The organism is Dyadobacter subterraneus, from assembly GCF_015221875.1.
Taxonomy (GTDB): Bacteria; Bacteroidota; Bacteroidia; order Cytophagales; family Spirosomataceae; genus Dyadobacter; species Dyadobacter subterraneus.
In genome coordinates this window covers 5,980,556-6,003,044 of sequence record NZ_JACYGY010000001.1, presented here as the reverse complement: position 1 = coordinate 6,003,044, position 22,489 = coordinate 5,980,556, and the positions used below count along the sequence as shown (strand labels likewise).

At 40.2% G+C, this 22,489-nt stretch carries 22 protein-coding genes and 1 tRNA gene; 11 read left to right on the top strand and 12 right to left on the bottom strand.

Annotated elements, in window-relative coordinates; translation table 11 throughout:
- Nucleotides 1-153 precede the first annotated feature (153 nt).
- Complete coding sequence (locus IEE83_RS24975) at nucleotides 154-921, top strand: class I SAM-dependent methyltransferase (RefSeq protein WP_310588568.1); 768 nt, start codon at nucleotides 154-156, stop codon at nucleotides 919-921.
- A gap of 2 nt (nucleotides 922-923) precedes the next feature.
- On the opposite strand, the gene IEE83_RS24970 is transcribed toward IEE83_RS24975, so the two are convergent.
- From IEE83_RS24970 to IEE83_RS24945, 6 genes are all read right to left on the bottom strand, one after another.
- Complete coding sequence (locus tag IEE83_RS24970) at nucleotides 924-1,436, bottom strand: DUF6691 family protein (protein WP_194123185.1); 513 nt, start codon at nucleotides 1,434-1,436, stop codon at nucleotides 924-926.
- A gap of 29 nt (nucleotides 1,437-1,465) precedes the next feature.
- On the bottom strand, nucleotides 1,466-2,041 hold the full coding sequence (locus IEE83_RS24965) for a YeeE/YedE family protein (protein ID WP_194123184.1): 576 nt from the start codon (nucleotides 2,039-2,041) through the stop codon (nucleotides 1,466-1,468).
- A 272-nt stretch (nucleotides 2,042-2,313) separates the two neighbouring features.
- Nucleotides 2,314-3,696, bottom strand: coding sequence for an MBL fold metallo-hydrolase (locus tag IEE83_RS24960; protein ID WP_194123553.1), 1,383 nt, complete (start codon nucleotides 3,694-3,696; stop codon nucleotides 2,314-2,316).
- Nucleotides 3,697-3,828: 132 nt separating this feature from the next.
- Entirely contained in the window at nucleotides 3,829-4,656 is an 828-nt protein-coding gene (locus IEE83_RS24955; protein ID WP_228101966.1) for a sulfite exporter TauE/SafE family protein, read from the bottom strand.
- Between the two features lie 50 nt (nucleotides 4,657-4,706).
- A complete protein-coding gene (locus IEE83_RS24950) occupies nucleotides 4,707-5,354 on the bottom strand; it encodes a Crp/Fnr family transcriptional regulator (RefSeq protein WP_194123183.1) in 648 nt (215 codons plus the stop codon).
- A gap of 140 nt (nucleotides 5,355-5,494) precedes the next feature.
- Nucleotides 5,495-6,880, bottom strand: a complete 1,386-nt coding sequence (locus IEE83_RS24945) for an MATE family efflux transporter (RefSeq protein WP_194123182.1) — start codon at nucleotides 6,878-6,880, stop codon at nucleotides 5,495-5,497.
- Nucleotides 6,881-7,225: 345 nt separating this feature from the next.
- Between IEE83_RS24945 and hflX the strand changes: the two genes are divergently transcribed.
- The 3 genes from hflX to IEE83_RS24930 all read left to right on the top strand — a co-directional run bounded on the left by hflX (nucleotide 7,226) and on the right by IEE83_RS24930 (nucleotide 9,099).
- Nucleotides 7,226-8,476 carry a GTPase HflX gene (gene hflX, locus IEE83_RS24940; protein ID WP_194123181.1) on the top strand — a complete coding sequence of 417 codons (1,251 nt, stop codon included), beginning with the start codon at nucleotides 7,226-7,228 and terminating at the stop codon, nucleotides 8,474-8,476.
- 78 nt (nucleotides 8,477-8,554) lie between these two features.
- Nucleotides 8,555-8,626, top strand: a tRNA-Arg gene (locus IEE83_RS24935).
- Nucleotides 8,627-8,769: 143 nt separating this feature from the next.
- Entirely contained in the window at nucleotides 8,770-9,099 is a 330-nt protein-coding gene (locus IEE83_RS24930; protein WP_310588580.1) for a DUF2071 domain-containing protein, read from the top strand.
- Between the two features lie 27 nt (nucleotides 9,100-9,126).
- Here IEE83_RS24930 and IEE83_RS24925 read toward each other — a convergent pair whose 3' ends face one another.
- Complete coding sequence (locus IEE83_RS24925; protein ID WP_194123179.1) at nucleotides 9,127-9,546, bottom strand: hypothetical protein; 420 nt, start codon at nucleotides 9,544-9,546, stop codon at nucleotides 9,127-9,129.
- A gap of 535 nt (nucleotides 9,547-10,081) precedes the next feature.
- On the opposite strand from IEE83_RS24925, the gene IEE83_RS24920 reads away from it, so the two are divergent.
- From IEE83_RS24920 to IEE83_RS24895, 6 genes are all read left to right on the top strand, one after another.
- The gene (locus tag IEE83_RS24920) at nucleotides 10,082-10,648 is read left to right on the top strand and encodes a hypothetical protein (protein WP_194123178.1); all 567 of its coding nucleotides are present in this window, start codon (nucleotides 10,082-10,084) and stop codon (nucleotides 10,646-10,648) included.
- Nucleotides 10,649-10,746: 98 nt separating this feature from the next.
- Nucleotides 10,747-11,880, top strand: a complete 1,134-nt coding sequence (locus IEE83_RS24915) for a hypothetical protein (protein ID WP_228101965.1) — start codon at nucleotides 10,747-10,749, stop codon at nucleotides 11,878-11,880.
- Nucleotides 11,881-11,971: 91 nt separating this feature from the next.
- Nucleotides 11,972-12,757 carry a 3'(2'),5'-bisphosphate nucleotidase CysQ gene (cysQ, locus tag IEE83_RS24910; RefSeq protein WP_194123177.1) on the top strand — a complete coding sequence of 262 codons (786 nt, stop codon included), beginning with the start codon at nucleotides 11,972-11,974 and terminating at the stop codon, nucleotides 12,755-12,757.
- Between the two features lie 57 nt (nucleotides 12,758-12,814).
- The gene (locus IEE83_RS24905) at nucleotides 12,815-13,885 is read left to right on the top strand and encodes a DUF3500 domain-containing protein (protein WP_228101964.1); all 1,071 of its coding nucleotides are present in this window, start codon (nucleotides 12,815-12,817) and stop codon (nucleotides 13,883-13,885) included.
- A 29-nt stretch (nucleotides 13,886-13,914) separates the two neighbouring features.
- Nucleotides 13,915-15,558, top strand: coding sequence for an alpha-glucan family phosphorylase (gene glgP / locus IEE83_RS24900; protein WP_228101963.1), 1,644 nt, complete (start codon nucleotides 13,915-13,917; stop codon nucleotides 15,556-15,558).
- Between the two features lie 162 nt (nucleotides 15,559-15,720).
- A complete protein-coding gene (locus IEE83_RS24895) occupies nucleotides 15,721-16,797 on the top strand; it encodes an isoaspartyl peptidase/L-asparaginase family protein (RefSeq protein WP_194123176.1) in 1,077 nt (358 codons plus the stop codon).
- 122 nt (nucleotides 16,798-16,919) lie between these two features.
- On the opposite strand, the gene IEE83_RS24890 is transcribed toward IEE83_RS24895, so the two are convergent.
- From IEE83_RS24890 to IEE83_RS24870, 5 genes are all read right to left on the bottom strand, one after another.
- Entirely contained in the window at nucleotides 16,920-17,861 is a 942-nt protein-coding gene (locus IEE83_RS24890) for an SDR family oxidoreductase (protein ID WP_194123175.1), read from the bottom strand.
- Between the two features lie 107 nt (nucleotides 17,862-17,968).
- Complete coding sequence (locus IEE83_RS24885) at nucleotides 17,969-18,985, bottom strand: porin family protein (RefSeq protein WP_194123174.1); 1,017 nt, start codon at nucleotides 18,983-18,985, stop codon at nucleotides 17,969-17,971.
- Between the two features lie 135 nt (nucleotides 18,986-19,120).
- Complete coding sequence (locus IEE83_RS24880) at nucleotides 19,121-19,828, bottom strand: peptidylprolyl isomerase (protein WP_194123548.1); 708 nt, start codon at nucleotides 19,826-19,828, stop codon at nucleotides 19,121-19,123.
- 6 nt (nucleotides 19,829-19,834) lie between these two features.
- A complete protein-coding gene (locus IEE83_RS24875; RefSeq protein ID WP_194123173.1) occupies nucleotides 19,835-20,428 on the bottom strand; it encodes a hypothetical protein in 594 nt (197 codons plus the stop codon).
- A gap of 186 nt (nucleotides 20,429-20,614) precedes the next feature.
- On the bottom strand, nucleotides 20,615-22,039 hold the full coding sequence (locus tag IEE83_RS24870) for a POTRA domain-containing protein (RefSeq protein WP_194123172.1): 1,425 nt from the start codon (nucleotides 22,037-22,039) through the stop codon (nucleotides 20,615-20,617).
- Nucleotides 22,040-22,282: 243 nt separating this feature from the next.
- Here IEE83_RS24870 and IEE83_RS24865 point away from each other — a divergent pair, with 243 nt between their 5' ends.
- Nucleotides 22,283-22,489 carry a hypothetical protein gene (locus tag IEE83_RS24865; RefSeq protein ID WP_194123171.1) on the top strand — a complete coding sequence of 69 codons (207 nt, stop codon included), beginning with the start codon at nucleotides 22,283-22,285 and terminating at the stop codon, nucleotides 22,487-22,489.

Here is a 22,489-nt window from a genome sequence, read left to right as displayed (position 1 = left end):
AGAGTACGGTGAGTTTTGTTTTTTTAACGCGGAGGTATTGGAAGTTTTCCGCAGCGTTTAGGGGAGTTCTCTTGTTAAACTGACAAAAACAAAAATTCCCGAACTCAGCGTATAACTCCCAAAACTCTGCGTTTAATAAAATTGACTATTTTTGTGGGAATTAAATTGTTTAGCACATTGGCCTGGTATCATACATATTTTGAAGGTTTGCCGCAGAAGGCATGGAAGTTAAATCAGGACGAAGAGTATACGGAATTTGAAGTCGATTTTTTGCGGGATACACTTGATCTGAAAGAAGGAAACAAGGTTCTCGATGTCATGGCTGGTTATGGCCGTCATGCTTTGCCGCTTGCAGATCAGGGAATCGAGCTTACCTGCGTTGATTTATCAACGGAATATTGTGAAGAGTTAGAAAAAATTGCTGAGCAGGAAAGTTTGCCTGTTGCTGTGGTTTGTGAAGATATTCTTGCCGTTTCTTTTGAGGCCGGATCTTTCGATGCGGCTTACTGTTTTGGAAACAGTTTCAGCTTTTTTCCGCGTCCGGATATGCAGAAATTTCTTCAAAAGATTTCTGATCTGTTAATTCCTGGCGGTCAGTTTGCTGTTCATACTGAAAATCTTGCGGAAAGTATTTTTCCCAATTATCAGATAAGAAACTGGATGCCGGTGCAGAGTGATATCGTCTATCTCGCTCAAAATGAATATTATCCGGAAGAAGGTTACATAGAAGCTGAGCAGACTTTTATTTCGGGGACTGAAAAAGTAACACATACGGTTCGTCAGCATATTTATACTTTGGCCGAACTCAAATTTATGTTTGAATCTGCTGGACTGAAAGTTATTGGCGCTTTTGGAAATCTGGAAGCGGATCCATTTATGTTGGGAGACGAACAATTATATCTTATTGCAAGAAAACTGTAATGTTAATGCGGGAGTCTGGAACGTAACAATCCGTAAGTCCAGGTTCCTGCAATTGCGCTCAGCAAGGTTATTATTACAACCAGAAAACCACTTCCGATTTGTGCAAATAATGGTCCAGGACAAGCGCCTGTAATTGCCCAGCCCAGGCCGAATAAAAACCCTCCGTAAATCTGTCCTTTATTAAAGTGTTTTGGTGGTATACTTACTTCTTCACCGCTAATTGTTTTGATTTTAAATCTTTTGATGATTTGTAAAGAAATCAAACCCACTGCAACTGCCGACCCGATCACGCCATACATATGGAAGGAATCCAACCTGAACATTTCCTGAATCCTGAACCAGGAAACGATTTCCGCTTTGACAAAAACGATTCCAAAAAATACACCGACGATCAGGTATTTCAAATTGCCGATAAAACTTTCAGTTCTTGACTGCTGATTGGTACCGTCATAACTGTCTTCATTTTTATCTAAAAGCTCAATTTCCGCAGCAGAGCTATTTTTAATGGTTGTCATAGTATTCAATTAATTTCAGTGGAAAATATTTATCTGACCAGGTTTAAAAGCCAGGGTAGCAGAATCCAGGTTGAAAAGAAACCGCCAACCATAAAAAATATCGTTGCTACCAGCGAAGGCCATTGCAAATTGGCAAGTCCCATAATGGCATGTCCGGATGTGCAGCCTCCAGCGTAACGTGTCCCAAAACCAACCAGAAACCCTCCGAAAACGAAAAAGATCAATCCTTTTAAAGATAAAATATTTTCAACTGAGAAGATATCGGCCGGCATTAATCCTGAAAAATCTGTTATTCCTAATTGAGTTAAACTGGCTTTTGTGGATTCTGCAACGATCAATGAATCAGGATTTGTCAGCAGATAAGTGGCCACAAAACCACCCAAAGTTATTCCCGCAACGAAGAATAAATTCCAGGCTTCTTTTTTCCAGTCGTATTTGAAAAAAGAAATGTTGGCAGGAATAACAGCGGCGCATATATGACGTAAGGAAGAAGAAATCCCGAAAGATTTATTTCCTAGTAAAAGTAAAATCGGAACTGTAAAACCAATAAGCGGCCCGGCGATGTACCAAGGCCAGGGTTTGCGGATGAGTTCGAAGATTTCCATATGAATGTTGTATGATGTTAATACCTTTTCTTGTTTCGAGATTTAATTAAACCTGCATATCAACAGGAGGCTCCTAAGGAGCCGGACATATTTTTCATCTTGGATGCTATAAACAGGAAGCCCTTACCGGGCTGAATTTATAGAAATTTCCTAGTAATTAGCCCGATACGGGCTTCCTGTTTATAGAAATTATGTGTAAATAAGGATTGTCCGGCTCCTTAGGAGCCTCCTGCTCTGGCGATGAATTTGTTGAAACTTAATAATGTTCAAAATTAATTCAAAACCACTTCCGTCTTCTGAATCGCTCCAAAACCGCCTTCAATATTCACCACATGATCAAACCCTCTCGATTTTAAAATAGAAGCTGCAATCATTGAACGGTAACCGCCGGCACAATGCACATAAAGTGTTTCATTTTTTGATAAGTTCCCCATACCTTCATTGATCGTATCCAAAGGAATATTTTCTGCGCCATCCACATGTCCGGCTTCAAATTCATCCGGTTTTCTTACGTCGATAACTTTAATTCCTCCTTCATTATAACGATCTGCAAATTCCTGGGCTGGCAGAGAAATTACCGTATCCACTTCTTTTACTGATTTTTTCCAGACATTAAATCCACCTTTTAAATACCCGATGGCATAGTCATAACCAACACGTGCCAGGCGTGTTACTACTTCTTCTTCCCGTCCCGGATCGGTTACCAATAATATGGTTTGTTTCAAATCCGGAATAAGCGCACCAACCCAGGGAGCAAATCCGCCGTCGATGCCGATATTAATGGAATTTGGAATAAAACCTTTGGCAAAATCTTCCGGTTTTCGGGTATCTAAAATCAAAGCACTGGTTTGATTTGCTTTTGTTTCAAACGAATCCGGAGATAATGCGTGATCACCTCGTTCCAAAACATCATCTATACTTTCGTAACCGTCGCGGTTCATTTTCACATTTTCAGGAAAATATTGAGGAGGTTCGGTTAATCCTGCTGTTACTTCTTTAATAAATTCCTCCTTCGTCATATCCGCACGAAGCGCATAGTTGAATCTTTTTTGATTGCCCAAAGAATCACTGGTTTCCTTGCTCATGCTTTTTCCGCAAGCAGAACCTGCGCCGTGAGCCGGATACACGGTAATATCATCAGGCAAAGTCATGATTTTTGTACGCAAACTGTCAAACAAAATTCCAGCCAGATCGTCCTGGGTTATTTCTCCGTTTTGCGCAAGATCCGGTCTGCCCACATCACCTATAAAAAGGGTGTCGCCACTGAAAAGCGCGATTTCTTTTCCGTTTTGATCAGACAACAGATAACAGGAAGATTCCATCGTATGTCCGGGCGTGTGCAAAACTTTTATTGTGATATCGCCCAATTTGAAGATTTCGCCATCTTTTGCGATATGTGCTTTAAAACCGGTATTTGCTTTTGGTCCGTAAACAATTTCTGCTCCCGTTTTTTCTGCCAGATCAATATGTCCGGAAACGAAATCCGCGTGAAAATGGGTTTCAAAAACGTATTTGATTTTCACGTTTGCTTTGACAGCTTTTTCGATATAAGGCGCTACTTCACGCAATGGATCAATGACTGCCGCCTCACCGTTGGAAGAAATAAAATAAGCTCCCTGAGCTAAACAGCCGGTATATATCTGTTCGATTTTCATCATAATTGCTTTGTTTTTGGAAAGTCCCGAAGAGAAATTCCGAAAGGTTATATTTAACCAATACTCAAATTTCGAATAAAAGTTGATAAGAGTGGATGATATTTGTCATCATGAAACTGGAAATCCGAAAACCTACCACATTAGAAAATGTAACTCTTTCAGGATAATATAAATTCCAATGCACAGAACGAACCAGCCAAAGGTGTTCCGAAGTGTCCTGGCTGAGAACTTTACAGATAAATAATTTCCGGTAAAAAAGCCTGATACTGATAAGGTGGTAATTTTTAACAACAAATCCCAATCCGGATTTGCAGCAGGTAAGCCGGCGAAAAAACCAATCATTGACTGTACGCCAATGATAAGCAGTGAAGTCCCAATGGCTTTTTTCATCGGGACTTTGTTTAAAATAGTCAGAAGTGGAATAATAAGAAAACCACCGCCAGCTCCGGAAATTCCTGAGATTGTGCCAACAGAAATTGATTCGGCTAAAATCAATCCTAAACTGTTTTTGACTTTATTTATCAGTTCTGTTTCACTTTTTTCTTTTCTGAAAATCATAAACAGAGATGCTGCGATCATAACCATGGCAAAGAAAAGCATGATTAGTAATCGTCTCAGAATAATGACAGAATCGAATAAAATAATTTCTTCGGGAATGGCCGGAAGAATTACTTTTCTGGCAAATATGACAGCCAGCGCAGAAGGAATTCCAAATCTTACCGCCATACTGAAATCGATGGATTTTTCCCGATATAAAGGAATTACGCCGATCAGACTGGTAATTCCAACAATAAACAGTGAATATTCGGTGGCATTTACCGGACTGACAGAAAATAAATAAACCAAAATCGGAACGGTCAGAATAGATCCGCCTCCTCCGATTAATCCTAACGATAAGCCTGCAAGTATAGATGCCAGATAGCCAACAATCTCCATTTTTATTTCTACTGATTTTGACAAATTTCGACAGAAAAAAAAAGCAAGTCTGTGACAATTATCACTGTCAGAAATTAATTTAACCATTCAATAGAATTTCTGTTGAGCCTGACTTTCTTATCCATTTCCATTTTCTTTAACAGACGGGAAATAACCTCACGTGAAGAATTTAAATCCAGTGCGATTTCCTGATGCGTGACAGTAAGCTCATTGCTCCCCTTTTGTTTAACCTGATTTTGAAGATAAAATTCCAGGCGCTCATCCATTCCTTTGAATATAACATGGTCCAGCAAAAGCAGTAATTCATCAAAACGTTCCCGGTAATTTTCCAAAACAAAATAATACCAGCTTTTATAATTTTTCATCAGTTCGTCGATGACGGGAACCGGTATTAAAATAGCCACAGTATTTTCAACCGCTTTGCCGAGGACTTGGCTGGTTTCCTGTTTGGCGGCACATATAATGGATAAAGCGCAGGCTTGCCCTGGATTTAAATGATAGATGAAAGCTTCTTCACCGTCGTGGCCTTCACGGTACAGTTTGATAAGACCTTCTGCGATCAGTACGGTATGTTTAAAATATTGTCCCTGACGCATGATCAATTCTCCTGCCGGAAAATGTTTCAGAATAGCAACTTCTTCTATTTTTTCCTTTAAAGCTGTTTCAAAAAAGGAGAAATGAATTTCGATATATTGACGAATCTTTAAAGAGTCAGTGGACATAAGGATGATAATTTTAACTTCGGCAGTCGGCTTTTCAGCTTATTAGATTCTGATGTTTATACCAGTTCAGACATTCAACTGAATGAGTAACAACTTTGTTCAATTCCATCATCTGAAAGCCGAAAGCCGACTGCCGACCGCTAAACCTTCACCGTTTTCCATTTTCCCATTCTAAATCGCCATATGCCCAGCAATGCCAAAATTGATTCAGCAACGGGTACTGAAATAAAAACACCAATTGGGCCAAGTGCGAAAAATATTGCCAACACATAAGCCAACGGGATTTCGAGTAACCAGAAACAAATTAAATTTAAAACGGTTGGCGTTTTTGTATCACCTGCACCATTTAGCGATTGGATTACTACCATACTGTAAGCATAAAATCCATAACCGAGACACAAAACGCGCAAGGCCAGTTTCCCGGTATGAATGACTTCAATATTCGGACTGAACCAGCCAATAATGCTTTCTGCTCCCGCAAACATTAAAATGGAAAGTCCGAGCAGGAAAAACAAATTGTATGAGGCGCATTTCCATACCGAGATTTCTGCACGTTCCGGTTTTCCCGCACCCAGGTTTTGTCCGACCAAAGTTGCCGCTGCATTTGCCAAACCCCAGGCTGGTAAAAGCGTAAACATGATTACACGAATCGCAATGGTATAACCGGCAACAACATCACTGCCAAATTCTGCCAGAATTCTGGTAAGGAAAATCCAGCTTGCGGAAGAGACTAAAAACTGCCCCGTTCCGCCAGCGGCAACTTTTAGCATGCTGACAATCGTTTCTTTGTGCGGTTTCAAATCGGCCCAGACAAACGCCAAAGCTTTATTAACACGTGTTAATGAATATAATTGATAACCAACACCAATGGAGCGGCCTAAAGCAGTCGCAATAGCTGCCCCGGTGACCCCAAAAGCAGGAATAATGCCAAAGCCAAAAATCAGCGTTGGACCCAGGATCATATTTAAACAATTTGCTATAATCAGTGATCGCATGGCTGTCGCCGCTGCACCGGCACCACGTAAAGCACCACTTAATGAATACAGTAAAATCACAACCGGGGCGCTCAGAAACTGGATTTGAGCAAAAACGGTTCCGGTTTTGATAACATTGGGATCTGCCCCCATTGTACTTAATACATCACCTGCAAAGACAAAACCTGCAACAGCGATGGGTAAGGAAATGGCAAGTGAAATTAAAATAACCTGTCCGATTGCTACCCGTGCCTGCGCCATGTTCTCTTCGCCTATACGTCTGGCAATGGTTGCGGTTGCGGCTGTGCTTAACCCAATCGCTACGGAATAAACCAGCGTAATAACCGATTCGGTAAGTCCGACAGTTGCAACCGCCTCTATACTAACTTTGGAAACAAAAAATATATCAACAACGGCAAAAAGAGATTCCATGACCATTTCCATGATCATGGGAACGGAAAGAAGGAAAATTGCCCGGTTGATGCTGCCATCAGTAAAACTTTCTTCGGACCCGCTTAAAGCCTGACGAAGCAGTTGAAACCACTTTTTCATGTATAAAAAGTAAAATTCTGATTAATAATAGAATATCTGCGTTTCAGAAACGCAGTATGGAAAATCCTGTGAAAGGATATGTAAAGACGGAGTGGCTAAAAATTAACCGAGGATGAACACCAACATAGGCTTAGAGCGATTTTGGCAAAGATACAAAACTGTTTTTTTAATATTCAAATAAAAAACTGGAATACTATTTGTCTAAGTCGTAACTTCATGCCGTTTGAGCCTGAACTTTTGAGGTTTATAATCCGTTCTTAATTTACCCTTTCTGTTAAAAAAGGGATGCTTTTGCCACTGGGTCAGCTCAGGAATGTGTGAAAGCCTGAAAAAAATGTATCCTGAATGATTGATAAAAGTAAGTTATTTTCTACTGCCGTTGAGCAGGAAACAGCTGTGCTGGTAGCTGTAAGTACACAAAAACAAACCAGTGCAAAAACAAAAGAATACCTTGAAGAGCTGGATTTTCTGGCTGCGACGCTTGGTGTTAAAACCCTGCACAAATTCACTCAGAATCTGGAACGTGCTGATATCAAGACTTATGTTGGAAAAGGAAAGCTTGAAGAAATAAATACTTTCGTGACCGCCAATCCTGTGGACATGATCATTTTTGATGATGATCTTTCGCCTTCGCAGGTGCGTAACCTTGAAGTTGTTTTTAAAGATATAAAAGTACTTGACAGGAGTCTGCTGATCCTTGATATTTTCGCGATGCGTGCTAAAACGGCACAATCCAAATTACAGGTTGAGCTGGCGCAGTACCAATATATGTATCCACGACTGACCAGACTTTGGACCCACTTAAGTCGTCAGTCAGGGGCGGGCGTAGGTATGCGCGGTCCCGGGGAAACGGAACTTGAAACGGATAGACGTATTGTAAAAGACAGGATTGCGTTTTTGCAGGAAAAACTTGAAAAAGTAGATCGTCAGAGCATGACAAGACGCAAGGAACGTGACCGTCTGGTACGTGTTGCGATTGTCGGATATACCAACGTTGGGAAATCAACGCTGATGCAGGCACTTTCAAAATCCGATATTTTTGCTGAAAACAAGCTTTTTGCCACCGTAGATTCTACGGTTCGGAAAGTGAATATGGAAAATATTCCATTCCTATTGACTGATACCGTTGGTTTTATACGGAAGTTGCCAACTACGCTGATCGAATCTTTTAAATCCACTCTGGATGAAGTGCGTGAGGCTGACATTTTGGTACACGTGGTTGATATTTCCCATGAATCTTATGAAGAGCATCTGGAAGTTGTTAACAATACTCTGGTGGAAATCGGAGCGGCGGATAAGCAGACGATCCTTGTTTTCAATAAAATAGATTTATACAAACCGGCTCCAAAAGCAGAGGAGTGGGATGATGAAGGAAATATTGTTCCCGAAGAAGCTTCCAATGAAAGCGTTTTGGATCAGTTGAAAAAGAGCTACCTGGCCCATAAAGCAGATTCGGTCGTATTTATTTCTGCTGCCAAAAAAGAAAATATGGAAGAGCTACGCAACACGTTATTTGCTGCGGTAAAATCAAAACACTTCGCAATTTATCCAAACTGGCTTGATTTGGGATATTCTGCTGTGCAATCAGAAGAATAATCACTTGTAATTGAATCGGAATTTTTCCAATTTTGCACCCCGATTGGTATTCATAGGAATATGGATACCAATTATTTTGACTGCGTAGTTCAACGGATAGAATAGGAGTTTCCTAAACTCTAGATATGGGTTCGATTCCCGTCGCGGTCACAGGTTTGTTTTTTAGAGTGGATGTGAATCTTTGATTTGCATCCACTTTTTTTGTTGAAGTTTTAAGGGCTTGGTTTGGGGACTGCTGGGCTTCTTAGGCTCCGATATTTGAAGGGTCTGTGAGGACACAGACCACGGGGTAGATAAAATTTGATTGGAAGATTAATGGCGAATGGAATTCAATTTATACGGAAGCTTCACGGGCAAGTATTCCTATGGAAGCTGGAAGTATAGAAGAATTCATTTTTGAACATTATTACGGTTATACCAAAATTGATAGTGAGGCAACGGAAGAATACAATATTCAGCACGACCGGTGGAATGTAAATCAGGTGATTAACTATGAAATCAACTGCAATTTTGCTGCGATGTATGGAGAAGATTTCGATTTTTTGAAAGACATAAAACCCGATTCAGTTATGTTAGCAGAAGGTTCTTCCATTGCTGTTAAATGGAAAAGACACCGGATTTAATAAAAAATGCTTTTCTAAAAATCACATTTAATTTTTAATCAAATCCGGATCAACACACGTCATTAACTTATTTCCTGAAATTTCTCTGGAATGAATTTCTGCGTCAACCGGCCCTTTAAAATCCAGAACTGCCAATCTGTTTTCGCTGCGGTATATAAATGAAACTGCCAGACAAGGTTGTCCGAGGTTGAAAGTTTTTGCGCCATTTAGGGGATACTGGGCAATTAATTTTTCCAGAATTTCGGCGTTGGTAAATTCCAGACATTTCAGAATAAACTGGTCATATTCTCCATCCCAGTTTAAGTAAAGCAGGTAAGCGGAGTTGTCCTTTATTTTAAAGTAAAAATTAAATCGTCGGCGCTGGGCAAACTCACCGGAAAGTTGCAATTCAGAAGATTCCGGAAAGTATGTTTTTATCTCCTCACGTAAATAATCTATTGCATCCATAGTGTTGAGTTGTTATTTGTTCCGGTATTTGTTAATTATAGCAAATATATTAATGACCTGCTGCATATTCAACGAATTATTAAGCTAATAATTGACAATCTGCAAAATTTTGACGCAACTGTATCAGTAGAAGGCGAATACAAAAAGTGCCTTCGGATTTAAGTCCAGAGGCACTTTTAGTTGTCCTGAATTTCACTACTTCTCCATCCGTAAGGCGGTTTTCAATAGCGGCGTATGCTTCTTCAACGGTGTTGCGTCCGGAGAGTTTATGGCGAAGAAGAGCTAATTATTGTAGAACTGGTACTTTAAAGATATACACTTGATTCCAAACCTTATTTTTTAAGATATGGCTTTAAATTCCGTTTAACTTTTTATTCAATTAACTGTAATCAATAAATTTCTTTTAGAAGTTAAGAAATATAATTACGTTATCTCCCATAAGTCTTCCAATAAAACTGAACCCCCAAACCCCCAATTTACGTTAATTAAGCATGCAGCTAAAATCATCTGCGGGTACTAATCAACGACTAAAAATATGCAGGAGATTGAGCCATATTATAATTGGGAGAAGCATTATGTTGCCAGTCGGGATCGCCGTTCGCCGTTTTATGGCAGGACTTACAATCTTGATTATTACGAAAATGCGATTTATGGTTATTACATTCATCCGCTCTGGGATGAGATCGGTTCGGAGACACTTTACGTCAAAATTCTTTTCGCAGATTATAACAAACATTTTGCCATTATTGAGCTTATGGGTGAATGGAACGATGCCCTGCACAACGATATTATGTATCTGAAACGGCAGGTGGTTGAGCCCCTGATCGATGAAGGAATTAACCAGTTTATTCTGTTGGGTGAAAATGTTTTGAATTTTCACGGCAGTGAGGACGACTATTATGCTGAATGGTTTGATGACATCGAAGACGGCTGGATTGCTGCCGTAAATTTCAGGGACCATGTGCAGGAAGAATGGAAACGCTATCGCCTGGATTATTATCTAAACTTCGGCGGAACTTTGCAGATCGATAACTGGCGCACCCTTCAGCCGGATATCTTCTACGAAATCGTTAAAAAATTGATCATTAGAAGGTTATCATAGCAAAAAGGTCTGCGTTTGTTTGCAACGTTCGGAACTCCTTTGTAGCTTACGCATTCAACCTTTTCTAACTTATTCAATCCTAATCAACAACAGCAGTTATGGCAGCTAATGAAGAACCAACACCATCCGAAGGATCATTGGATAAAAAAATCGAAGATATCAAAGCGAAATCAACCGAATTGAAAGACGAAACTGCTGACAGCGTTGAGGAAATTGGAGAAGATGTGAAAGATGCGGCGGAACTTGGGGTTGAGGAGACAAAAGCAACAGCTGAAGAAAAAATTGAGGAAGTGAAAACGGATGCCGCAGCATTAAAAGCGGAGGCGGAAGTTAAGGCCGAGGAATATAAAGAAGTTGCAGAAGATAAAGTTGAAGATGCGAAAAGTGAAGCATCTGAACTTGCTGCGACAGCGGAAGACAAAACGGAGGAATTGAAAGTTGCTGCGGAAGAAAAGGTTGAGGAAGTGAAAAGTGAAACGGCAGAACTTAAAGCAGAGGCAGGAGAAAAAGTAGAGGAACTGAAAGCGGATACTTCTGATAAAATTGATGATGCAAAAGAAGTTGTGGCAGAAGTAAAAGAAGATGTCGCTGCATCAGCTGAGGCTTATAAAGAAGTTGCAGAGGAAAAAATAGAAGAAGTTAAAACTGAATTTGAGGATGCGAAAATTGAAGCATCTGACAAGGCAGAAGAACTTGCAGCCGAAGCCGGTGAAAAAGTAACCGAAGCACAGGAAAAAGCCGTGGAAGTGAAAGACGAAGTTGTTCAAAAAGCAGCGGAAGTAAAAGAAGAGGCGGCTGAGAAAGTGGAAGAAGTAAAATCCGGTTTTTCTGCAAAAGTTGAGCAACTTCAAAACGAGGTAGAACTAAATATCGCAGCCGGAAAAGTGAAGGCTGAAGAAGTTATTTCTGAATTGCAAGGTCGCGCTGGTGCTTTGAAAGAAGAAGCGGCAGGTAAGTTTGAAGATCTGAAAGATGAAGCTGCTGAAAAGTTTGCTGATCTGAAAGAGGATGCGACTGAAAAATTTGCAGATGCAAAGGTAATTGCGGCTGAGAAATTTGAAGATGCAAAGGAGATCGCTTCTGAAAAACTGGCGGAAGCGCAGGAAAAGGCGGCAGAACTGAAAGCAAAAGCAGAAGTTGAAATTGAAGAACTAAAAGTTGCAGCTTCTGAAAAACTGGAAGAAACGAAAACGAAAGCCAAAGGTTTCTGGGCCAGGTTGTTTGGAAAATAATAGGAATTAAAATTGAAATGATGCCTGTCTGAATTCTTTTCAGGCAGGCTTTTTTATTATATTCCTGAATGGGATTTGAAAAATATACACTATGGAACTTGATATTGACAAACTGCTGGAAATAGCCAGAGACGCCGGAAAGGTGGTTTTGGATATTTATTATGACGCTGAAAAGTCGGAGGAGGTGGAGTACAAGGCAGATCACTCACCGTTGACACTGGCGGATCAGGCGTCCAATAATTTGATCGTTGCAAGACTGGAAGTTTTGACACCTGATATTCCGGTCATGTCGGAAGAGGAATTACATGTTTCTTACGAAGAACGTAAAAACTGGGAATATTTCTGGTGTGTGGATCCGCTGGATGGGACGAAGGAATTCATAAACCGAAATGGAGAATTTACGATCAATATTGCGCTGATTCATAACCGCGTACCCGTTTTAGGAATTATTTATATCCCGGTGACTGATACTATGTACTACGCAAATCAGGAGACTGGCGGTTGGAAAATTGATTCCAATGGAGTTAAAACCGCTTTAAAAGTTGATAAAAACAGTACCGACTGGATTTCTGTCGGAAGCCGTTCCCATGCAGCACCGGAGGAAACAGAAGTTTTGGCCAGGTATCCGGTTGTGAAGAAAATTGCTATTGGCAGTTCCCTTAAATTTTGTCTGCTTGCGGAAGGTTTAGCGCATATTTACTTTCGTCAAAATCCGACTATGGAGTGGGATACGGCTGCGGGACAAGCAATATTGACATTAAGCGGCGGACAAATGACAACTTTGAATGGCGAACCGTTTTTATATAATAAAGTCTCGCTGGTAAATGGAAGTTTTATCTGCGGAGCGCAATATGTCACGCTGCATGATGGAGAATAATAGAGTATAATCGACAGTAAGGGTTTCTTTTGTTTGAACTAAAAAACATCGGAAACCATGAAATCTTATAAACCACGTCACAGATTTTTCTGCCTTACTTTTCTTCTGTTTTTATCTCTAAATCAGATTTTTGCGGATTCAAAAGACAAAGTGCTTTCCGGGAAAATGATAGTCGTCGTAAATGATTTTGTAAAATCACTGGACGCGGGACAAGTAAAGGAAGCATGCGTTTCTTTTGAAGATACCATTCGGTTTGACTGGCATTACGTACCAAGAACCAGAAAAGGTCTGACCCTGAGAAATATGAACCCTGCACAACGGGCCAAAGCTTTTGAAATGGTGAAGCTGGTCATGAGCGCGAATGGTTATCAGAAAACGCTGGATATTGTTGATCTGGAAAATGTGCTGCGTGTTGTTGAAAAACGTCCTTCAAACGATACATACCGAGATCCGGAGAATTATTCTTTTATGGTTTTTGGTACACCCGACATGAAACAGCCCTGGGGTTGGCGTATGGAAGGCCATCATGTTTCATTACAATTTACATCCGTCAACGGTGTCATCACATTTACACCGGGTTTTATGGGTTCAAATCCGGGAAAAGTTTTGGCTGATGTCCCTCAAAAAGGAAAACGGATTTTGAAAGATGAACAGGATATTGCATTTCAGCTGCTTCATTCTTTCTCAGATTCACAACGAAAAAAAGTGATTTTAGCAGAAAAAGCGCCCTGGGAAATTTTGTCGTTAAATAATCGGAGTAATCTGGTTGTCGTGAAAACCGAAGGCATGGCGATGAAGGATATGACCACTGCACAAAAAGCACTATTTGAGGAGCTTATCGCCGTTTATCTGAATCGTTATCACGTGACTTTGAAAGATCAACAAATGGTTAAATTACAGAAATCGGGGCTTGATGGCATACATTTTGCTTGGATGGGTAATGTGGATCCGGAAATAAAAGAGAGAGCGGGGTTTTATTATCGGATTCAGGGGCCGACAATCCTCATCGAATTTGACAATACCCAAAACAACGCAAACCATATCCACACCGTCGTCCGGGATCTGACCAATGATTTCGGCGAGGATTTACTTCGATTGCATTATGAAAAAATGCATCCGAAGCCTTAGAAAATTTCTTTCATTTAAATCAGCGTTCGATGAATCAGCCATTTTCTGTGCCCTTTCAACATCCGTTCACACCGGATAAAAACTATACAAAATCAGTCGCCTATTTTTCAATGGAATTTGCCCTCGACCAGGCTTTAAAATCTTATTCGGGAGGATTGGGTTTTCTGGCGGGCTCACATATGAAAAGCGTATATGCCCTGCGTCAGAACTTAATAGGTATCGGGATGCTCTGGAAATATGGGTATTATGATCAGGGACGAAGACGAGACAATAGCATGGAACCGCAGTTTCATGAAAAAATATATCATTTTTTGACAGATACCGGCATCAATTTCCAGATTCCCATTTTAGGGAAACAGGTTTGGGTTAGGGCTTATTATCTTGCTCCGGAAGTTTTTAGTACTGCTCCCATGTTTTTCCTGACCACGGATGTGGATGGAAATGACGAACAAACCCGGGCAGTTTCTTATTCCTTATATGACTCGGATGTGACGATGAAAGTAGCTCAGTGCATGGTGTTGGGAATTGGTGGAGCAAAGCTGCTCGACGAACTAAAATATCAGCCGGATATTTATCATTTCAACGAAGCACATGCCATTTCTGCCGCATTTTATTTGTACCAGAAATACAAAAAACTTCCGGAGTTAAAGAAGCGAATGGTATTTACAACCCACACACCGGAAGAAGCAGGAAATGAAAAACATGATATAAATTTCCTCGAAAATCTGGGTTTCTTTTCAGGATTAAAAATGGATGTAGTTCGGAAAATTACAGGGATTAAGGATAACATTTTTAACCATTCGCTTGCTGCTTTAAGGTTAAGTAAAAAAGCAAATGGAGTATCGAAGTTGCATGGAGAAGTTTCCCGCCAAATGTGGAAAAGCTATCCGGGAATTTGTGAAATCACACACATCACCAATGCGCAGAATAATACTTATTGGGTGGACGAAACGCTGGAAAAGGCAAGAATCAAAAAAGATTCCAAAGCGATTTCAGCCAGAAAAAAAGAACTTAAAAGTATTCTTTTCAAAACAGTTGCGGACCAGTGCGGAAAAATATTTGATCCTAATGTGCTGACCATCGTATGGGCAAGGAGGTTTGCTGCTTACAAACGTCCTGATATTTTGACCTGGGATGTTGCCCGTTTTGAAAAACTTCTAAAAAATAAGGATCTCCCTATTCAAATTATCTGGGCAGGCAAACCATATCCAAAAGATGAAGGCGCTATTAATACATTCAATCATCTTTTTTACCTGAGTCATTATTTTGATAACATGGCGGTTTTGACCGGATATGAATTAGCACTTTCAAAACTGTTAAAGGACGGTTCGGATGTCTGGCTTAATACGCCGGTTGTGACCCGTGAAGCATCAGGAACCAGCGGAATGACGGCGGCAATGAATGCTTCGATAAATTTATCTACCTATGATGGCTGGATTTGTGAATTTGCCAAAGACGGAGAAAATTCCTTTATCGTCCCGGTGGCAGAAGGTGATGATATTAATAAAACGGATTGTGATAATTTCTTCGATTTGATTGAAAACAAAGTATTGCCGACTTATTATAAAAATCAGAAAGAGTGGGACCGGATTACTTTGAATAGTATGAATGATGTGAACGAACCGTTTAATTCTGATCGGATGGCTCGGGAGTATTATGAGAAGTTGTATTAAGATTTAGATTAAAGGTTTCACGCAAAGAAGGGAAGAAAAAGGGGCACAGACCGCGAAGTAAAAGCTTTGCGGTCTGTGCCCCTTCCTTTTTTGCTTTGCGTGAAATAAACCTGAAAAACTCCTAAATTTGAGAAAGTTAAAAAACCAACCAAATTCACTTCTATGAAATTAATTTCTTCAATATTCATTTTCTTTTTATTCATTCAGACCTCTTTCGCACAGGATTATTCTGACAAAATCACTCTCGTAATTCACGGCGGAGCAGGAACCATAACCCGGGCCAACATGACTCCGGAAAAGGAAAAAGCATACCGCGAAGTTTTAAATATCGCTTTACAAAAAGGCTATGCAGTTTTGAAACAAGGCGGAACCAGTGAAAAAGCCGTTGAAACCGCGATTATGGTTATGGAAGATTCCCCTCTTTTCAACGCAGGAAAAGGTGCTGTTTTTACGAATGAAGGAAAGAACGAAATGGACGCCGCGATCATGGATGGCAAAACTTTGAAAGCTGGTGCAATTGCAGGTGTAACGACAATCAAAAATCCAATTCGTGGTGCAATTGCCGTCATGGAAAAATCTCCGCATGTACTAATGGCCGGAAAAGGAGCAGATTTATTTGCCAAAGAACAAGGTCTGGAAATCGTCGATCCGTCTTATTTCTATACAGAAGCACGCTACAAAGCCTTATTAAAAGCGAAAGAAGAAGAAAAGATAGAGCTTGATCATACCGAGAACACAAAGAAAGAAATTCAAAAGAAACCAAAAACCGGTTTTGCAAAAGAGGAAGATCTGATTTTTACAGAAGGAAAAAAATACGGAACCGTTGGATGTGTGGCTTTGGATAAATTTGGAAACCTGACAGCCGGTACTTCAACAGGCGGAATGACGAACAAAAGATATGGGCGTATTGGTGATGCACCGATTATTGGTGCCGGGACCTATGCAAACAATAGTACCTGTGCAGTATCAGCCACCGGTCATGGTGAATTTTTCATCCGATCTGTTGTAGCTTTTGATATTTCTGCTTTGATGGAATATAAAGGTTTGTCTGTGAAAGATGCATCGGATGAAGTCGTTATGAAAAAGCTTGTGGAACGCGGAGGCGAAGGCGGGGTGATTGCGCTTGACAGAAACGGGAATTTCGCAATGCCATTCAATAGCGAAGGAATGTACCGCGGTTACATTAAAGCGGATGGAAAAAGTGAAGTAATGATTTACAAAGACGAAGTGAAGAAATGAAAAATGCTCACCCTGCGTGGGCCGCCCCGATTTGCACTCGGGGCGGCCCACGCAGGGTGAGCATGGTTTAGCGTTTGCAACGCGAATAAAAAGTCAAAATATCATTAGTTAATTATCTGAAATCACCCAATCTGACTAGCCAGCAAAGCAATTCCGTCAACAAAACTATGCGGTTTGTAACCCAAAACAGATTCAGATTTTGTCAGATCAAAACCAGTTCTCGGCGGACGGCGTGCGGGTTGTGAAAAACCAGAACTATCTGTTTGAGAAATAAAAGATTTATCCAGTTTGAAATAATCGGCGGCAATAATTGCCATTTCATATGGCGTGTAAAGTTCTTTACCTGAAATATTGAAAATGCCTTCTGCTCTCTGATCAGCAATTAAAAAACAACCGGTTGCCAGATCTTCTGCCAGGGTAGGCGTGCGGAATTGATCCGTTACTACTTTGATATTTTTACCTTCTTCCAACGATTTTTTTACCCAAAGAATAATATTACTGCGGCTCATATCATGCGCAATTCCATAAACTAATACCGTCCGTGCAATCGCCCATTTTATATCAGAATGAGTTACCGCTTTTTCAGCTGCATACTTACTCCATCCATAAAAACTGATCGGATTCGGTTCAGCATCTTCTTTATAAGGGCCGGCAGTTCCGTCAAAAATAAAATCCGTGGAAACATGGACCAGAAAAACATCATGTCTTTTACAGGATGACACCAGATATTCTACCGCATTTACATTTTGTTTCCAGCACGCATCTTTTTCCGCTTCACACTGATCCACGTTTGTCATGGCGGCTGTGTGAATAATTACCTCCGGTTTTGTTAATGCAATAACCGCTTCAACCTGAGCAGCGTCCGTAATGTCCATCGCGTGGTAAGTATAGCCGTCATGAAATGGCAGCCGGTTTTCTCCGCGTGCCGTGGCAATCGTTTCGATGGAAGAATCTTTGATTAATAACTCAATCAGTTTCTGACCAAGTAGCCCGTTTGAACCGGTGATCAGGAACCGTTTTTTTGTTGATGCGGAATTGGAAATATCTTGTGCAGTAACCGTCATGTCTGGATTATAAGTGCTTGTTTGGAACAATATAGAACATAAATATCTAAAAAATAAAGCTGCTGACCGGAGTGGCGAGCAGCTTTATTCCTAAAAATTGTTGAACCTTAAATTTTAATCCCCAGCGTAACCCGCAGGATGTTGTTTTTAACATTGCTGTCCTTGAAGTATTTAGTAATTCCTCCTTCATATGTTACATCCAGAGTGATCAGTCCAAATTCCATTCCGATTCCTCCATTCAAACCATACGCGTATTCATGAAGATTGTCTTTTGTGAATTTGGCTTGATTATTTTTATCCACTGCAAGAATATAATTTCCAACAGCTCCTGCTTTCACATTTAGCTTAAAAAAGCCGCTGTTTGCCTTGGTCAAATAAATGCCGATCATAACGGGTAATTTCAAAGAATGAATTCTTGGACCGGAGAAAAACTTCGTGTCGGTTAAACTGTCTTTTTTAGTAACCGCCATGGATGAATTCAAGTAATGAAGTCCTGGCTGCACAAAAAATCTTTTTGCTCTTAATCTCATATCTATACCCGCGTTCCAGCCTGTGCGGCCAGAGGTGTTATCCTTTTTTACGTCAGAATCGAAAGCAGAAGCATGTACGCCAACCACGGGAATCACCCATGCTCCGGAATTTCTCACCGGACGCTCAGCAAATCGTTGCTGAAAAGTTATGTTCTTCTTTTCTGATTTCGAATTTGTCAGATCTGAAACGTGGCTTGTTGTATTATCATCTGCAACAGGCGTTTCCTGTCTCGCTCTTTTTTCGCGGAGCCAGGTCTGATATTCCTCATTTTCTTTTGATTCCGAAAATGATGAAGAAGTTTTTTCATTAGGTGCCGGAATCTGCTGTTGTTTGTAATCTGGCGGGACGATGATATTATTGATTATAATAGTTGGCTGTCCTGCCTGCTGCGGATAATTTCTAAATGTTGATTCCACAACTTTTTCAGCAATATCCCTGACCGTTTGCTGGTTTTTGACAGAATCATTTGTGACTGTATTCTGCATCACTTTTGTTGAATTTGTCTTTTGCAGGGAATCTTTTTTTACCTGGGCTGATACGCCGTTTGCCATGAGTCCTGATAAGATTATGGCCAAAATAAGTCTGTTTTTCATGATGAAGTGATATTTGATGATACCAGCTTTGGACGCAGAAGCGAAGATTTGTCACAAAAAAAGTCGCCGAAGATCTTTGCAGAACTTCGGCGACTATATGATTTATATTTAATGATAAGTTTTCAAATCAGCATTTCAGCTTTCAAAAACATATCCATATTTTCTTGTGATCTTTTTCTTCTTCATTTTCTTAACAGAAACCTTCATTTTGATGTCCTTATCAGGTCGGTCACGCTCATCTTTTGGTTGAACGCTGATTTTATCAACGATATCAATACCATCAATTACTTGTCCAAAAACAGTATAAGCACCGTCAAGATGCGGCGTTCCGCCTTCTGTTTCGTAAACTTTTCTTTGTGAATCCGTCAATTTTCTTGCTGCACGTGCGGCTTGTTTGTCAAGATCCGATTTGCTCCATTTTTTACCTTCAACGATGTAAAACTGACATCCGCTTGATTCCTTTTTTGGATTATTATCTCTTGCAGCGGCCAGCGCGCCTTTGCGGTGAAAAAGCTTAGGACTTATTTCTGCCGGGATTTTGTATCCGTTATCACCTTTTCCCAAAACTTCATCCGGTTTCGCATTACGTGAATTCGGATCTCCGCCCTGAATCATGAAATCCTTAATAATGCGGTGAAACAGCAAATCGTTATAAAATTTGTCTTTCGAAAGTTTGATAAAATTTTCCTTGTGTTTCGGTGTTTCATCAAACAGAATAAGGCGCATTTTACCGAAATCAGTCGTAATGGTTACGAGGTAATCCTTTTTTGATTTTTTTTGAGCAAACGAATTTAATGCCAGCAGACAAAAAGCTGTCAGCAAAATCAGGCGGTTAATTTTCATCATAAATTATTTAGCAGCAAGTACATTTTTATCCGGCGTAAACTGGAATTTCAGTCCGTAATCTTTTCCTTCTGATACATCTTCCATACTTACATGAATGGAATTTTTGTTCCAGGTTACTGTTTTACCGTTTTCTTTCGGAGTCTGATAAGTTTCTGTGAAATAGTTTTTACCTGCATTCCACAATTGTTTCGTAGCATCCGGACTGTTCAAATAAACATCAACGGTAATTTTGTTAACCTTTTTGTCAGCAGTCAAAAAATACTGAACATCGATTGTTTCAAGTTTTTCCGTTTCAAAAGTATAACCGACATGATCGGCTACGTCTTCAAACATTTCAAAATTTTCAGTCGCTTTTACTTTTGATAAAGGATCTCCAAAAACAATGCCACGGAAGGTTCCGGCGGGAGAATCTCCAATCACTTTTTCCAGCAAGGCGGATTGGTCACTGTTCAGTTCTTCATGCGCAGGAGGAGCAACTGCGGATGAATCCGTTACCTCGGCATCTTTTTCCTGACTGGTTTTTGTTTTGCAATTTTGTAATGTAAGTGCAAGAAGCACAACTGCCAAAAGGGTTCTAAGTAGTGTAAAGTGTTTCATTTTTTGCTTAAAGAAATATATACCGCAAATCTAACTATTATCAGTTTCTTTTTTTTAACGTCATTTTAATTATCCGCTAAATATATTTCGGTAATATCTAAAAAAAACGGGATTCTTAATCGGAGAAGTAAAAAAGTATGCCCTTATTCAGAATTTCGGGAGTGGGGAATATTTTCCGGTTCTGTACTAAAATTCCCGGCCGATGCTGAAAAAGAAACGGCGGTCTCCTTTTGCATTAAAGGTTTGGTTGAAGCGCGCAACGATATTGTAAAAAGTAACCACATCCAGCCCAATGCCGCCTCCATAAATACCTTTATTTCCCAGCGATGTGTTGCTGAATTGCGGATAATAATTTTTGACATAACCCGCGTCTGCAAAAGAATTGATATAAACGGCCAGCGGAAGCGTATTAAACTGGCGGATCGGAACCCAGGAGAAATGTTTCTGAACCGAAAATAATTTATATTTCAACTCATTTTTTATCAGGGCATAATCCTGTCCGTCTACTACGTATAATTCATAACCTCTTACCAGATCATTTCGGTAACCCATTCCAACAGTTTGCAGATAAGGTTGTTTTTTAGGAATAGAAAAGCGTCCGCGCACTCCGGAATTTGCAAACCACCTACCACCCAAAGCAAAGTATTGTTTGAAGGAACCATAAACGTAAGCCTGGTTAATTTCATCAGATGGCAAAAGTCCGATTTTGGAAAACTGGATTCCTCCAACTCTTCCCCGCAAAGCATATTGGTAATTATCGCGCTTATCGTAACTGTACGAATAGGTTACCTGGAAATAAGTTTGCCGGGTTCTTCCTTTCAGAAAATAATTGGGATTAAGTGCCGCAATAGTATCTGTGATCGATGTGCCGCTCCAACGCAGATCCAGCGAGTGATAGGTGTAATATTTATTTCTGCGCGTAAGTGTTACGAAAGTATAAAACCGTTTTTTGTTAATGTCTTCACTGTTGAAATAATCCAATTTATCTCTCCAAGTACGAAAAGCCATTGTTTTATTAATTGAATAAGATGCTCCAACCGTGATTCCCGTTTTTTGGGCTTTATCCAGATAGGGTAGCGAATAGGAAACTTCAAATTTTGGAATAAAACCAAATTCTGCAACCAGCCGAAGTTTGTCAGCGCGACCTGTCACATTTCCGTAACTCATATAAATACCATAAATGGTCCTGCTGAAATCACGGTTACGGTCATACCACCATTCATTGAAATTCCGGTCGGCGAGTTGGAAAACAGGGGTTGCTATGAAGTACCAGCGTTCTTTTACCACAATCCGGATATCAGTCCGGACAGAATCTTCATTTGGTTTGAGCAGTAATTCTACTATTACAAAAAGATTGGTATTAATTACTTTTCGCCGGTCAATTTCCAGCGTTTCAGCAAGTTTATCCTGAGGAATTGTATCACCGGACTGAATCGCCATTTCCCTGAGAATAATGCGGTCCATGGTTCGGTGATTTCCTTCAACCGTGATATTTCCAATGATTACAGCCGGCGTTTGGCCTGCCGAAGGGATCTGGGCATAGACCGGTCCGGTGAGAAGAAGGATTAAAAATAAAAAGTAAAAATTTTGATAACGTACTGTTTCCTTCATTCTTCTCTGCCCGTGTTTCAGTTTGAAACGATATTTTGATTGTAACCGTATTGTTTGCTTTCTCAAAATTACGCTTAAATCGGTTGGGATGATGCTGTCCGGGTAAATAAACTGAATTGTAAAGAGAAAATATGAACTGTTTCCACTATTAACTAAAAGTTATCTTTCAAAAAAAACAGGATATAATAATAGTCTCTTCTTTCGGGCTTAGAGTATCATACAACAACTAACCAGCTAATAAAAATGACACATTCCCGGGCTGAAAATTTGATCAACAAACTGATCGCTAACAAGATTTCAGGGGAAGAACTGGGTGAACTGCTGGAAGGTGTGAAAAATGAAGACGAACAGCAAAAGTATTCCGATGCTCTTGAAATTTATTTCGACCGGCTCCTGAAAGAAAATGCAGGAAACCATGAAATCAAAGATCAGGAGAAAACTAACCCGTGA